The sequence below is a fragment of the Cryobacterium sp. TMT2-17-1 genome (assembly GCF_004402765.1).
Lineage (GTDB): Bacteria > Actinomycetota > Actinomycetes > Actinomycetales > Microbacteriaceae > Cryobacterium > Cryobacterium sandaracinum.
Genome location: NZ_SOGC01000041.1, coordinates 62,083 through 75,860, shown reverse-complemented (window position 1 = coordinate 75,860; position 13,778 = coordinate 62,083). Strand labels below are relative to the sequence as shown.

Annotated in this window: 9 protein-coding genes; 6 read left to right on the top strand and 3 right to left on the bottom strand. The window is 59.6% G+C overall.

Features of this window, described 5'->3' with window-relative positions; genetic code table 11:
* Positions 1–40: 40 nt before the first annotated feature.
* On the bottom strand, positions 41–1,285 hold the full coding sequence (locus E3O47_RS12440; RefSeq protein ID WP_134420721.1) for a hypothetical protein: 1,245 nt from the start codon (positions 1,283–1,285) through the stop codon (positions 41–43).
* A gap of 236 nt (positions 1,286–1,521) precedes the next feature.
* On the opposite strand from E3O47_RS12440, the gene E3O47_RS12435 reads away from it, so the two are divergent.
* The 4 genes from E3O47_RS12435 (at position 1,522) to mobF (ending at position 11,041) form a co-directional block, all read left to right on the top strand.
* Positions 1,522–4,545: a TrlF family AAA-like ATPase gene (locus tag E3O47_RS12435; RefSeq protein ID WP_134420719.1), complete on the top strand. Its 3,024-nt coding sequence runs from the start codon at positions 1,522–1,524 to the stop codon at positions 4,543–4,545.
* Positions 4,546–4,684: 139 nt separating this feature from the next.
* A complete protein-coding gene (locus tag E3O47_RS12430; RefSeq protein WP_134420717.1) occupies positions 4,685–6,382 on the top strand; it encodes an AAA family ATPase in 1,698 nt (565 codons plus the stop codon).
* Between the two features lie 377 nt (positions 6,383–6,759).
* Complete coding sequence (locus E3O47_RS12425) at positions 6,760–7,197, top strand: hypothetical protein (protein WP_134420715.1); 438 nt, start codon at positions 6,760–6,762, stop codon at positions 7,195–7,197.
* Positions 7,198–7,555: 358 nt separating this feature from the next.
* Entirely contained in the window at positions 7,556–11,041 is a 3,486-nt protein-coding gene (gene mobF / locus E3O47_RS12420; protein WP_134420755.1) for a MobF family relaxase, read from the top strand.
* Between the two features lie 51 nt (positions 11,042–11,092).
* On the opposite strand, the gene E3O47_RS12415 is transcribed toward mobF, so the two are convergent.
* A complete protein-coding gene (locus E3O47_RS12415; RefSeq protein ID WP_134420713.1) occupies positions 11,093–11,332 on the bottom strand; it encodes a hypothetical protein in 240 nt (79 codons plus the stop codon).
* A 264-nt stretch (positions 11,333–11,596) separates the two neighbouring features.
* On the opposite strand from E3O47_RS12415, the gene E3O47_RS12410 reads away from it, so the two are divergent.
* Positions 11,597–12,520, top strand: coding sequence for a hypothetical protein (locus E3O47_RS12410; protein ID WP_134420711.1), 924 nt, complete (start codon positions 11,597–11,599; stop codon positions 12,518–12,520).
* A 460-nt stretch (positions 12,521–12,980) separates the two neighbouring features.
* On the opposite strand, the gene E3O47_RS12405 is transcribed toward E3O47_RS12410, so the two are convergent.
* Complete coding sequence (locus tag E3O47_RS12405; protein ID WP_134420709.1) at positions 12,981–13,361, bottom strand: hypothetical protein; 381 nt, start codon at positions 13,359–13,361, stop codon at positions 12,981–12,983.
* Here E3O47_RS12405 and E3O47_RS12400 point away from each other — a divergent pair.
* The gene (locus E3O47_RS12400) at positions 13,360–13,575 is read left to right on the top strand and encodes a hypothetical protein (RefSeq protein WP_134420707.1); all 216 of its coding nucleotides are present in this window, start codon (positions 13,360–13,362) and stop codon (positions 13,573–13,575) included. The two genes, E3O47_RS12405 and E3O47_RS12400, sit on opposite strands and share 2 nt — an antisense overlap.
* Positions 13,576–13,778: the final 203 nt, after the last annotated feature.

Below are 13,778 nucleotides of genomic sequence, written 5' to 3'. Positions count from 1 at the left end.
CTCGGCGGGCAACCTTGCCGACAGCCGTGGAAGGCAAGGGTCAGGTCGCCTCTACCAAGTATCCCGGCGGAGTCGTCCTCTCCGAAACCTTCAGATCTTGGCGATGCACTTTCAGCGTTTGGGCTACGTGCCCGGTCGCATCGGACACTAGCACTTGGACATTTCGTGGAAGCCGTCCACAGATCGCGGCGAATTTCGCGAGATTCTTCTCGTCGTAGCACCACAACACGTTGTCTACGACAAGCAAGAAGGGTGAAGCCGGACGCTGGCGCGCAGCAATTCTGAGAAATGCGAGAGTGAGATCAAGATGAACTGACATCTGCTCGCTCGAGGAAAGCTGTTCGAGCCGGAAAAACTGCCCGGGCGTGTGCTTGAGGCAACGCACATCCCATTGACCGTCTCTGAGCCGAATCTCATCAACCATCACGTTGTCTTCATCCCTCAGCTGCTCAACCATTTTTTCGGTGAGCATCGGATCTTTGGAGACGAGTATCTCTCGAGGGTGAGGCCCAACGAAACCTTCTCGCGAAAACCAACCTCTGTCGGCCGCCGGGATTCCACGCACGAGCGAGCTTCGGTCGACGAGTACCACTTCATAGAAACCTGCGATCGAGTTGGTCGAGATCTGACCGTCCCAGTATTTGACTCGACCCGATTCGAAACATATTCGAGTTTGAGGACGATAGCCGGGTGAGTAGCCAATCGACAATTTAAGCTGATTTGAGCCCAGATGGGAGAGTGCTTCAGTGGGAAACTCTGGTGCGTGCGCGAGGGACCGACAAATGAGACTGAGGACTTGATCGTGGTTGGCGTAGAGAACGGTGAAATCAAATATCTCCAGGTGAATGTCTTTGAACTCGAAGATCTGGGTACCCGGCTCGCTTCCCTCAATCCAAATGAAGTCGATCGACGGAGGCGCTTCGAAGCTCGACCCTTGTGCCAAAGAAGCGGCCATCTCGGCCTGAACGCGCCACTTGAGTAACAGCTGGGGCGGGTAGTCCTCACCATTGTTCTTGTCGATTAGCGTGCCGTGCGTCTCGCACATCCATACGGCGTTTTCGAGACTCTCCAGGCCGATCTGTCCTGGCGGCAGAGTCGATCTGGGACCACCCGCTCCTGCCGGAAAGATATGACACGCCCACCCATTCTGGGTAGCGCGCTGCGACGAACTCGCGCTCGGACCGGATGTGCTTGCTTCACACCCTCGAAAGCTGCAACGGTGCCCGGCGCGTGCGGCGACTGTCTGGCGAGTGTTGGTGCTGAAGCCATTTTGCCGTGCGGTCATTCACTAATGATGCTTCAAAAAAACCTTTGCAAGAACTAGAACGTTGGACCTTGGCTGTATGAGGGTACGTACCGGCCGGCCGGCCGCAAGAGGCCGGCAGCGTGATCGCCCTGATTGGGGGGGCGTCTCGCTGCAGTAGATACCAGTCCGACGCCGATAACCTCAGCTTAAGAAACTCGTAGTGGCTTGCCTCTGCTTTGGCCGGCCGACTTTGGAGTCGGAGCTAAGGACAAGGTATGAACAATTCGGATGAACGTGCCCGCGGTACGGCCTGGCGCATTTGGGACCTGCACGTTCACACGCCGGCATCGCTTGTTCAAAAATACGGCGGCGACACGGATACTGTTTGGGCGAGATTCATTGACGAACTCGAAGCGTTGCCATCGGACATAAGTGTCATTGGCATCAACGACTACTGGTTTCTCGACGGCTATCGGCGTGTTCTTAAAGCTCGCCAGGCAGGCAGATTGCGGAACCTTGAAGCAATCTTTCCGGTAATAGAGATGCGACTCGACCAGTTCGGGGGAACGGACGGGAAGTTATCGCGTGTGAATCTTCATGTGATTTTTGACCCTGACATCGACCCAGATGTGATCCAGGCGCAGTTCCTCGGTGCCCTCCAACCAAGAGTGAAACTGGCGCCAGGACACGACGCGCTCGGATGGCAAGGGGTCATCACGCAAGAATCCCTCGCTGACTTCGGGTTTCGCATTAAGCAGTCAGTTCCTGCGGAACAGCTGAAGAACTTTGGCACAGATATGCAGGAGGGTTTCAACAATCTAAATGTCTCCTTGAGTGATGTCCAAGAAGCCCTCAGCAGTCAGTATTTCAAAGGCAAAGCGCTCATCGGGCTGGGAAAGACGGAGTGGGCGAACATCAAGTGGAACGAGCAGTCGATTGCTGCGAAAAAGCATGTCATCAACTCTGCAGATTTCATCTTCACCGCGTTCGCGGACGCCTCCCGTTGGAGGGCCGACGTCGAAACCCTACGCTCGAATAATGTGAACCATCGCTTGCTCGATTGCAGCGATGCGCATTACTTCTCAGCCTCCGACCAGCAGATGAGGCTCGGCGCTTGTCAAACATGGCTAAATACGACCCCGACTCTCGCTGGACTCTCCTACGCGCTCGCTGAATTCGAACGAAGAGCATATGTCGGGCTGGAACCGCCAGCCCTCGCTCGCATCCGAATGAATCCCGAGCACTTCATTTCGAAGATTGCCGTGAAATCTGACAAGACTGAGCACACGCTATTTGACCACGACATATCGCTAAATACAGGGTTCGTGGCTGTGGTCGGCAACAAGGGGCAAGGCAAGTCAGCACTGCTCGACTGCATCGCGCTCGCAGGAAACTCCTCACGCAATAGAGAGTTCGCGTTCCTAACCCCCACCCGGTTCCTTAGTCCGTCAAACAAGAAGATCGCGAAGAACTACTACTCCGAACTCGAATGGAAAACCGGGACCACCCGCCGTGTTCAGCTCAATGACGAACACGACAGGTCCGCTCCGATTTCAGTCGAATACCTGCCGCAAGCTTTCGTCGAGCGTGTGTGCAGCATCGATCCGATCACTGGCGACGCGATCGAGTTTGAGCGCGAGCTTCGGACTGTATTGTTCACCCACATTAGTGAAGAGGAACGTGCAGGCGAGAAGACGTTCGACGCACTCCTCCTGCAGAAGACGCGGGCTACACAAGGCGAAGTAGAACGACTCCGTGACGAGCTCCGCGCAGCTTCATCGGGTTATGCGACCCTCGCTGAGTTCCGTGCCGAAAATCTGCTCACGGAAGTCGACGGGCGCCTCAACTTGAAGGAAGCCGAAGTCTATGCCGCCAGAACCGCCCTCAAATTGGAGGGAGAAGGACTGGCCGCGATTGATTCGTCGAGCCAAGACAACGGAGAATTGACCGCCCTGAAACAACGCTCAGGCGACATCGAGGCGTTGCGTGACAGGCTCCAACGAGAGAGAGCAGCAAACGAGCAGGTGCAGGCGCAGTTGCGCCAAAGTTTCTCTGCGATGGACGCAATCTCGGCGCGAGCGGAAGCGCTTCGAGCCGACACAGTGACTCTTAACACAGAGGCAGAACTTCTGATGGGCGGCGTCGGCAATCCATATGTCGCGCTGACGATTAACCGAACTCGCTACGAGGACTCGCGCAGCGAAATGGAGGAAAACCTTCGCGCTGCCAAGTCAGAGCACGACGTTCTCACCACTCAAGTCGCCTCGAATGACGAACAGCGGCTAGAAAACGCTGCTGCGCTCGCGGCGGCAGACAGCGCCCGCGAACGCGCACGTCAACGCGTATTGCAAGCAGGAGAGCGCGTCGCCATTTTGGTAGGGAACGAGAACGAAGATGGAACGCTCGACGGGCTCACATCCCTTCGGGAACGCATACGGAAAGCTCCACAACTGTTGGATGATCTGCGGGAACAAATCCTTCTGCAGGCAAGTCGAATCCACAACGCGCTCAAGGCTCAGCTTGACACTGTCGCGAGCTTGTATGAACCAGCCTCCCGTTTCATCGCTGACGCTGATGTGGTCAAGAACGCTGGCCTGCAGTTCAACGCCGAGCTTCGGATGCTCCCCGCCTGGCAGAGCGTGTCGGCCTCACTTGACGGTCGGCGAAGTGGAGATCTGCCAGATTGGCTCAACGGACTACCTCATCGGATAGAAGACACGAGTTGGGCACAGCTTGCCGAGCAGCTATCGGAGGCGCTTGTCCGACTGGAACACGAACGCGGCGACATCCAGGCCGACTTCAGGAATCCCGCAAACGCCTTGCGAATCAACTCGACCCTGGAAGATTTTCTTGCTGAAGTATTCGGTCTGTCATGGCTCGAGGTCCGCTTTGGACTTACAGGTGATGGCTTGCCGCTTGCGCAGCTGTCCCCCGGGCAGCGGGGTTTAGTGCTTGCTCTCTTCTATCTAGTAGTGGATCGCCGCACCACTCCGCTTCTTCTCGATCAGCCCGAGGAAAATTTGGATAACGCCACGATCGCCTCAAAGCTCGTGCCTGCGATTCACGAGGCTGCAGGAAGGCGGCAGACAATTGTGGTCACACACAACGCTAATTTGGCCATTGTCGGCGATGCCGATCAAATTATCCACTGTGAACTCGCTGGAAGTAACTTCACAGTCAGTAGCGGCAGCATCGCCGAGCTCGATGTAGCACAGCTGGCACTCAACGTGCTTGAAGGTACCAAGATCGCTTTCGATAATCGTCGACACAAGTATGAGGCGTTCCCGGAGCTCGTGTAGTAATTGCATTGCCGTTACCGTCGAGCTCTGTATCGAGTCGAGGAAGACCTTACAACTTGCTTGACCTTCCGTTACAACTCCCAGACGGTGCGCATCGGCGGGGAATTCATAACTATCGAAAAGGAAACTTGAGCCACGCATGCCATCAGTACCTGTCACATCCGACATCAAGATCTCTCTGGCGAAAACCTTCGACGAGGCGGTCTGGCAAACGGTAGACGAGCGAACTCTTGTCGTAGTCCCAGACACCAGCGGATGGAACGACTTCTCCAAGAACTTCCGTGCGCAACTACACTTCGCGGGCTTCATCGAGTCCTATTCCCCCATAAATATGCGCCTCATGTTCGGGAGCGCGGAGGACACCTCCTTCGCGATGGCCTCCGTTATGGGGAAGCGAGCTCATGTGGGGTTGAGGTTTGTTGAAGGCCCTTTTATATCCGTGCTCGCCGACACAGGCAGTTATCGCATCATCGTGGAGCGGCTGGGCTTTGCTGACGCTTTCGCGTCGCTACGGCGGATGCACGATGCTGTCGTCACGCGGCTCGAGGACGCCGATCACCAGACTCTTGAATTGGCCAAGAGCATGGACTTTGTTCAAAGTGTTCTCCGCGAAGACGCGACTTGGGACGCGATCCGTCAGGGTGGCAGGTACCTGACTCCGGGCAGCGCGCCAGACGTCGATGACGCGGCGCACTCCTTTCAGTTTGAGGTGCAATTGCAGGGGATGAGCGGTAGACACGCGCTGGATGCCGACTTTGGCGAGGATTTTCCGCTGTCTAGGCGGACCCTGGTGCTCGTTGGCGAGAATGGTGTAGGCAAGACGCGGATCTTCAGGGCGCTCATTGACGGGGTTCAGAGAGATTCGGAATGGGATCTGCCATCGCAACAGGAACCACCCATTTTCAATCCGCGGCCGAAGTTCTCAAGGCTAATCGTCTTTTCCTCAGCGGCTTCCGATCCCTATCCATCACAGGTACCGCCCTGGCGTGGTCTTGACTACCGTTTCCACAGGATGATCGGACATGCGCGGGGGGGCCCGGATGACCTCGCGGAATCTCTGCTCGATTGCATGCGTTCGGGGGGCGAGTACACGGGACTCTCCGGTGCCGACAGAATGCAGCTCTTGGATTCCGTACTCAAGCCACTTGGTTTCAAAGACACCCTCTACGTCGAAGTCAGCGCTGCCGGCGAGGAGCCAGATCTACTTCCAGAGCCGATTCGCGTGGGCGATCGCCTTTACGTGTCCTTCTTCGGAATGCGCGGTGAGCAGCGGCGTCTGCACCTTCAAGCGAGAATGGTCCCCAACGCCGCACCTAGGGTACTTATCGCAAGACAACAAGCACGCGACCTCAGTAGCGGCGAACAGGCGCTGCTGCGGTTCGCAACCCAGGCAATTGGATCTCTGCGCTCAGGAACCATGTTCTTGTTTGATGAACCAGAAACACACCTTCATCCTCGCTATGTGTCAATCTTTATGTCCATGCTCGATCAACTGCTCGAGATGTCTGGCTCCGTTGCCTTGATCGCCACGCACTCCGCGTATGTCGTCCGCGAGGTGCCAGCCCGTCGAGTCCGCATCGTGCGGATGGACCTAGAGGGCGGGATAGTTTTTGAACCGCCGGGTATGCAAACTTTCGGTGCCAGCATCGACACGATTTCGCAGTTTGTTTTCGGTGATATTGAACTTAAGCACCGATTTCAGAAAGTTCTCGATGATTGGCTCGCAGAAACACCTCGCGCCACACTGGACCAGTTCCGTGCGAGATTCCGCGAGGACTTGAACGCCGAGACACTCTCTTATATCGCTCAGGTCTTTGCAGATAGGCAGCCACGGTGAGGTATTTGCCGATGCCCGCAGACGCCGGCGACGCAGTAATCGCTAGCCAGTGCAAGAGAAGCGGGTGGGATATTTACCGTGACCGATGGCTGGCCGCAACCGCCGGCTACCGGACGGCCTGTGGAAATCCTTGGCTTGTGACTCCAGCGGCATTCACTGCCGCAGAAAAGGACGCCTTACATAGGCTTTATGACACTCGCCGCAGAGGCGGACCGATTAGCCGAATAAGGAGGCCAGCCGGCGGATTTCGATCCTGCCCCATGTGTGGATCATCTGGCGGGAGGTCGCTGGACCATGCGCTCCCGAGGGGACAGTTCCCCGAGTTCTCGATCGTGCGAGAAAACCTGGTTCCCGCTTGCACAATCTGCAACAGCGACGTGAAGGGACGAGATTTCCGCGGAAAGGCCGCTCCCGAACGCCTTATTCACCCTTACTACGATGAATGGGCGTCGGAAGAGATATGGAGGGTAGAGTTCGGTACTGATCTGGCCGCCGTCGTCTTTCGGGCCGTGCCGAGCGAATCTGTGGCAGCGTTTCGACTGCCGACGGTCGTTTACCACCTTTCGAAAGTTCTCGGCGCGGAGTGGGAAGAGAACAGCCGGCGTTACTGGGCGTCGCTCCCTGCGCAGATTGGGAACCGTGTGGGCACTCGTCCCACGCTGGCGGAAACGCGGGCTGAACTTGAGCTGCGGCTCCGCGACGAAACGTTAGAGAAGGGTGTCAATGGCTGGTGCCCGGCGTTCTTGCGCGGGGCGCTCTATGACGCTCGTGTTCCGAAATACCTGACCGACCAAGTGGGACTGTTGCCGATCTAAGGCTCCGGTGTCTATGAGTACGTCGGCGCTTTTGCATGCGCAGTGTGCTGCTAAGTCCATTGATCGAGATGGTCGCGTAGACACTAGGGCAGGTGAGATCGCCGACGTCTTGCGGTCGAAGCGAAGTGTCGAAGATCACAGTGAGCATCGAGTACAGGTTCTCCCCGCATTTGAGTGCGCAATGGCTGGATCGCGCGTCGCTTACCCGAAAGGGGACCACCTGATCGCTGACACCGGTGCCCATAAAAGGGTGTCCCAATCGGTGGCCTCAATCCCCGCATTTAAATTGCCACGCCTCTTGCAGATCGAGGCGGCACACCTCCTAAGAGATAGGGGAGGTGCGCCGGTGACGGTGTCGATGCGGGTGATGAGCGCCGGTGACGGCTACAAGTACCTGCTGCGCACCGTCGCTGCCGGCGACGGACACCGGTCGCCATCCACGCCGTTGACTCGCTACTACAATGCGAAGGGCACGCCGCCCGGTCGATGGGTGGGAAGCGGTCTACCGGGGCTCGGTTCGGGTCGCATCCTTGAAGGCGCCGAGGTCACAGAAGCCCAGCTGCAAAGACTGATCGGGCTGGGGCGAGACCCGGTCGATGGGGTACCGCTCGGTCGCGCCTATCCCGAGTACAAGAAGCCAGCTGATCCTGCGCCGCCTGGCAGCGCTCAGGAGACTGGTTCCCGGCGGCGTGCGGTGGCCGGGTATGACTTCACGTTCTCGATTCCGAAGTCGGCGAGCATCCTCTGGGGCGTGGCAGATGCAGCCACGCAGTCGCGGATCGTGCAGGCGCATCATGCGGCGGTTTCCGAGGTCGTGGCGTACATGGAGCGCGAGGTCGCGGCGACGCGAACAGGAACCACCGCGTACGACGGAGCCGTCGCGCAAGTTGATGTCACGGGCCTGATCTCCACCGCGTTCGACCACTTCGACAGCCGGGCCGGCGACCCGCACCTGCACACGCATGTGGTAATCAGTAACAAGGTGCAAACGGTGCTCGACGGCAAGTGGCGCTCGCTCGACGGCCGACCGATGCACGCCGCCGTAGTCGCGCTCTCCGAACTACACGAGTCCTTGTTCGCGGACGCCTTGACCCGGTCACTGGGCGTGCGGTGGGAGATGCGGGAGCGGGGGAGGGACCGCCACCCCGCCTTGTCGATCAGTGCAGTGCCTGAGCCACTCGTCGCGGAGTTCTCGTCGCGGTCGCGGCACATCGATACCGCGACCGACACGCTGATCGATGCCTACCTGGTCAGACACGGCCGCCGTCCCGGCCCGGTGTCCATCATGAAGCTCCGCGCCCAGGCGACCCTTGCCACGCGGCCCGCGAAAGAGGTGCGCTCGCTTGCCGAACTCACCGCGGCGTGGCGCGAACGAGCGGAGCGAGTGCTCGGCGAGGATGCGATGACGTGGGCGTCCGCGGCAGTCAGACCCTCTCTGGCACCCATGTTGTGTGCCGAGGACGTGCCGCAGGAGGCGATCGATGAGCTCGGGTCGAGAGTGATGACGGCGGTGAGCGAGAAGCGGGCGACCTGGCGGCATTGGAATCTCGCCGCCGAGGCAGCGCGCCAGCTGGCGCAGCAGCGATTCGTCTCGGCGTCTGATCGCGAAGCCTTCATCGGCCTTGTCGTGGATGCCGCCGAGCGGGCCTCGTTGCGGATCACTCCACCCGAGCTCGCGCCGAGCCCTACTTCGTTCCTGCGAGCGGATGGCACGTCTGTCTTCCGACCGAAGCACGCCACCCTCTTCACCTCGACGGAACTACTCGACGCGGAGTCTCGGCTGCTGGAGCGCGCCGAGGACACGACCGGTCCCCGAGTTGCTCCGGCCACGTTTCGCGCAATGTCGCGCACCCGCCTGCCGGGTGGTGTCGTGCTTGCTGAGGACCAGGTCGCGGCGCTCACCGCGATCGCCGGCTCGGGGCGAGTTGTTGACGTCCTGGTGGGTCCAGCCGGTGCAGGTAAGACGACCGCAATGAACGCGCTTCGGCGGGCGTGGGAGGCAGCGCACCATGCGGGGTCGGTGGTGGGACTCGCGCCCTCGGCCGCCGCCGCACAAGTGCTGGCAGAAGATCTCGGCATCCCAACGGAGAACCTGGCGAAGTGGTGGCAGAACCATCTCGATCACGGAGAGACCTTCCACGCCGGCCAGCTCGTCATCGTCGACGAGGCCACTTTGGCGGGCACGCTGTCCTTGGACCGGATCAGCGCGCTTGCCGCGAGCGCCGGTGCCAAGGTTCTGCTGGTCGGCGACTACGCGCAGCTGCACTCAGTGGACGCCGGAGGCGCATTCTCATTGCTGGTCCACAGCCGGGTGGATGCTCCCGAGCTCATCGACGTGCACCGCTTCACCCACGAGTGGGAGAAGACTGCCTCCCTTGGGTTGCGCCGGGGCAACCTCGACTCGGTCGACCAATACATCGGACACGGCAGAGTAAGTGGCGGTGACACCGAGTCGATGACGGATGCCGCCTATGTGGCCTGGCGCGCGGACACTCGAGCAGGCGGAGTGACCGTCCTGATCAGCGATTCGAACGAGGCGGTCGCAGTGCTAAACGCGCGTGCCCGCACAGAACTCATCCTCGCTGGGCACATCGACGCAGTCCGAGAAGTCGTACTCCACGACGGGAACCGTGCGGCTGTTGGCGACACGGTGATCACCCGCCGAAACGACCGTCAGCTGCGCTCCTCCCGAACCTGGGTGCGCAACGGGGACCGGTGGACCGTGACAGGGGTGCACCGGAACGGCTCGGTCAACGTCCGCCGGCAGGGCCACCGATGGGGGAGCGCAGTGCGGCTTCCCGCGGATTACGTCAAGCGCCACCTGGAACTCGGCTACGCTGTCACCTCGCACCGTGCGCAAGGCATCACGACTGACACCGCTCACGTCGTCGTGACCACGGGCATGACACGCGAGAACCTCTACGTCGCAATGACGCGAGGCCGTGAAGCTAACACAGCCTTCGTTGCCGTCGACCGACCCGATGTTGCCCACGCGGGTCCGCGCACTGGCGCCGGCGGAGACGTGCCAGCGCGGAGCGTCTTGTGCGGGGTGCTGCAGCATGTAGGTGCCGAACTGTCAGCGCACGAGACGATCGTTACGCAGCAGGACACATTGGGTTCCGTTGCGCAACTCGCGGCAGAGTACGAGACCCTCGCGGCGGCCGCCCAACACGACAGATGGGTGGCACTGGTGCGCGGTATCGGGCTCTCTCCCATAGAGGCCGAGGAGGCCATCAACTCTTCTGCGTTCGGGGTTCTGACGGCGGAACTCCGGCGAGCCGAAGCCCACCACCTTGACGTAGAGAGCCTGCTTACTCGCACGGTTGCAGCACGCGGGTGGGAGGGTGCCGAGAATGTGGCAGCAGTTCTGTGCTCCCGGATAACGACCGCGGTCGCGCGTGACGCCCGCGCGACTCGGGCGCGCAGGACGCCGCGACTTATCGCGGGACTCATCCCGAAGGCAATCGGACCGATGACCGTTGAGATGCGCCGGGCTCTCGATGAGCGCAGCCAACTGATCGAGTCGCGAGCGAACGCCGTACTTGACGAGGCCCTGTCTGGGGGCGCCAGGTGGACTCGGTCGCTCGGGGCCTTCTCCAAAGGACAGAAAACAACCAGTTGGAGACAGCAGGCGCGCACGGTAGCGGCATACCGAGACCGCTACGCAATAGTCGGCACTAGAGCCCTTGGAGCCGTCCCGCAGACAGAAACCCAACGACGCGATGCCGCTCACGCTCGTGGCGCGCTTGATGCCGTCAATCGGATCGCGGAGGAACAGGATGTCTTTGCTACATCTCGCCCGGCTAGCGTGACGGGTCCTCCACCTGCCCGCGTCCGCATGTGAAACCCAGTGTCTGCACTACCGTGCGATTTGAAATCACTACTGGAGTAAAGATCAGTAGAGGGCCATCACGAAGGCTCTGGAAACAAAAACCTTCATCTCGTTTATCAGATCCTTGAGACCGTCCAGGCATGGGCGAGTTGTGGACCTGAGTTGGAAGCAATCTGGTGCTCCCTCGCTAATGTTCTCAAACTGGACGGTGTCAAGGCCGAGGTCGAGGCAGACCTTCGTCGTCGTGTCGTCTGACAAGTCGACCGTCCACCCCGAACGCCCGAGGCCGTCGCCGGTCTCCACCTCGGTCGTAATGGGAGGGCCTTTCGTTGCCAATTTTCGTGGACTGGCAGACGTCCCGGTGCTGAACATTCAGGACGCTCGCTTCGACCGCAAGAGTGCCGTGTTATTTGCTGCGGCCTCCACGAGGTTTGCGAGGTGAGATGCAGAGGCTGAACGCTCAAGAAGAGGCCGAGGTCGCCGAACCTGTATGTTTACGCTCAGGGGAGATCGCGAACGGCTGATGGCAGGTGATTTCCTGAAACTTGACAGGCTTGGGGGCTATGCGTGGTTGCGTACGGATATTTGGCGTATCTGATTCGGATCGCTCCGCCGAACCGACCTCGATACCTTCAGCGGCTGAGCGAATTTGGCCCCGACCAGTTAGACCTCCTGACCGAGGTAGATCGCGAACTGAAGATGCTCGGGGACGCGTTCTATAGGAACGACGGGATGGCTGAAGGGTACCGTCTGAAGTCTCACAATCGTCGCGGTCGTAGCATAAGCCTGAAGATGCGTCGCGGCCCCGTGGGCAACCCGGGGGAGATGCTGGATGTAGAGAGTCTCGAATCAGTGGAGGCGGGCAGAACAAAGGCCCTCTTGAGCGAGTTCCGCGCTTCCTTCTACATCCCTCGCGACAGTTACTACGGATTCCTCTTCGTGGAGCGTATCGGTGGCCGGCATCTCAAAGACTTGTTGTATCACCTGATAGCGAAGAAGATCGGTTTACGCACCTCGATGGGCGTCCGGATGGAGGGCTTCGCGCTGACAGACGACTGGCGCAAGGAACTCGCCGGCAAGCAGGTTCTCAGAGTTACCGAGGTGCTTGCTCCTTCAGATTCGGCTCACGACCCGTCCACGGTGGAGGACCTCACCGTGCGTGTGTCAGTAGAGGGAGCCGGGCTCACTACGCGGGACGGCGACCTAAAGGAGCGCATCTTTGAGTTGCTGGAACGTAAGCAAGAAGAGCTTCGCCAGCTCGTCCGGATAGCACCGCTCGAAGCTCGACGCAAAGTAATTGGAGAGACGCACCGCAGGGACGGGACCGTCATTCGCGAACTGAAGAAGGCGCCGCGGGACGCATTCACCGTCGCCGACGAAGAAGAGTGGCGCAAATTGGTCGACGAGATAGAAGTACTGCATCACGGTCCGTCGAGCGCCGATCTCGAAGCCGATTTGCAGGCGGTACTTCCGGTTGACCGCGATGAGTAAGTGAGTCAGAGGGTAGAAGTATCCTTTGGGCAAGACCGTCCGGAGAAGACCTTTGTAGTCGCAGGAGATCGGGTGCCCCAGTTGGTCTACGAGTTTGCGGGTCGACTCACCGACACGCCGATTCGGCAGGCATGGGACGCTACGTCAGCTCAGTTTCTTCGGGGGCTGGGGGTCACGCTTCCAAATCAGTGGCCGTTACAGAAGTGACGCGAGCAGTGCGAGTTCGGGGAGGATGAGGGTGACCGTAATGCCGATGATCCCACGCCAGTTAAGGACGGTTCTTCGTGACTACCGTGATGCCTGGACGTCTGCCTCAGGGGATGCCGCTAAACAAGCTCGCCGACGAGTCGGAACTCGTCTCTACGGCGTCCCGACTGTCGCTAGTCTTCCGTTCCTTTTCTGGCACCTGCACATTCCCAGCTTCACCCCTTACCTCACAGCGCTCTCCGTATTCACGGCGCTATTGTTCGGCCTTCTCTTTCTTGTATTCAACTTCGCCGTTACCGTGCGGAAAGACGGAAAGGCGTTCAGTAACGCCCACGGCCTTCTGGAAGTCATCTCCGACTTGCGCGCCACCATTACTTACACAATATTCGTGGCTGTTGCGCTCGTTGTGGTTCTGGCCGTCGCTGCCGGAGCTGTCGCACCGAGCACCCAACCGGCGCCAGCTTTGCTTGTCGGTTTGACCTGGCTGTGGACTGCGCCCGTAGTCTGGCTCGCGGTTCATCTTGCGCTGAACATCTTTAAGATCCTCGAGCGCTTTAGAACGGCGTTCAACCTCATCTCTCGTTAGTGATATCGGTCGGTCGGATTGAGCCGGCATCCGATACGCTTCGGCCATGACATCTGATCCAATCACGGACGAACTTTCTTCGATCAACGACCTTCTTGAGACCGCGAACGCTGCTCTGAGTGCGGTGTACCGGCGCTATGGTGTTCCCGAGGGCAACGTCCTGATGATCGCCGCCGACGATCTGGAGGCCTTTGCGGCGGTAGAGCGAATGCGATCGGCTAACGCGCAGCTCAGCGCATTCCTTGACCGTCTTCCCGGGTGATGGGCGTCGATTTAGACTCCTCCGCAGTCGGTGGTGCCAGCGACATCGAGTGAGGGCCCTGGGTAGAGGAATGGCTCAGCATCGGCCGTTTCTCCAGCCATCTCGCGGACGCCGGCGGCGGATCTCGCTCACGAGCACCTGAGCCCTATGAATGGAACGTAGAAGTTGAGCGCGGCATAAACCGCCATCCGTTCGTTCTGCGC

What these genes read in the sequence shown, in the direction of transcription:
- E3O47_RS12440 (WP_134420721.1), bottom strand. Translation starts at nt 1,285, where the DNA reads ATGACCGCACGGCAAAATGGCTTCAGCACCAACACTCGCCAGACAGTC.
- E3O47_RS12435 (WP_134420719.1), top strand. Translation starts at nt 1,522, where the DNA reads ATGAACAATTCGGATGAACGTGCCCGCGGTACGGCCTGGCGCATTTGG.
- E3O47_RS12430 (WP_134420717.1), top strand. Translation starts at nt 4,685, where the DNA reads ATGCCATCAGTACCTGTCACATCCGACATCAAGATCTCTCTGGCGAAA.
- mobF (WP_134420755.1), top strand. Translation starts at nt 7,556, where the DNA reads ATGCGGGTGATGAGCGCCGGTGACGGCTACAAGTACCTGCTGCGCACC.
- E3O47_RS12400 (WP_134420707.1), top strand. Translation starts at nt 13,360, where the DNA reads ATGACATCTGATCCAATCACGGACGAACTTTCTTCGATCAACGACCTT.
- E3O47_RS12405 (WP_134420709.1), bottom strand. Translation starts at nt 13,361, where the DNA reads ATGGCCGAAGCGTATCGGATGCCGGCTCAATCCGACCGACCGATATCA.